This is a genomic window from Oleiphilus sp. HI0128 (genome assembly GCF_001635365.1).
Genome location: NZ_LWGG01001368.1, coordinates 1 through 618, shown reverse-complemented (window position 1 = coordinate 618; position 618 = coordinate 1). Strand labels below are relative to the sequence as shown.

General features: G+C 46.0%; 1 pseudogene. It reads right to left on the bottom strand.

Features of this window, described 5'->3' with window-relative positions:
* Window positions 1-330: pseudogene (locus A3763_RS22635) on the bottom strand (7-carboxy-7-deazaguanine synthase); the annotation flags it as partial.
* Window positions 331-618: the final 288 nt, after the last annotated feature.

Sequence of the window (618 nt, the reverse complement as noted above, 5' to 3'; positions counted from 1 at the left end):
CAACTCTATCAGTTTTGGGTCAAGCTGAAGTAGTGGTTCTCCGCCAGTGAAGATAACGTAGGGTTTGGCTATACTCTTACGGCTTGAAGAAGAGCTGGCGAGTACTTGATTGCTGTCCCAGAGTGATTGAATTTTTGTTGCCAATGCTTGGGCATTAGCAAACTCGCCACCATTTTGCCCATCTGTGCCAAGAATATCTGTGTCGCAGAAATTGCACACAGCGTCTGCCCGGCTATCTTCTCTCCCATTCCATAAATTGCACTTACTAAAACGACAAAATACAGCTGCACGCCCTGCACGAGCGCCTTCGCCTTGCAGGCTGTAAAACATCTCTTTAATTCGATATTGCTGTTTACTGCTTTTTGTCACGGTCTTTTTGTGCTCTGGTAAGGGGCTTAGAGAGGGCCTTAATGACTTAAGGTCTTCTCAGGGCTATTTGCTGAAGTGTACTGGTATGAGCGAAATGAATGGCTTTTAGTTTTCGCCGGTAATCGCTTTCAGTGTTTCGTTACGAGATTCCATCATATCACGGACGGCTTTTGCGTCACTCATTGCATTGAATGCATCATCAGCTGTTAGTTGGCCATCTGCCAGGGTTTCTGACATTTTGGGTTGTGG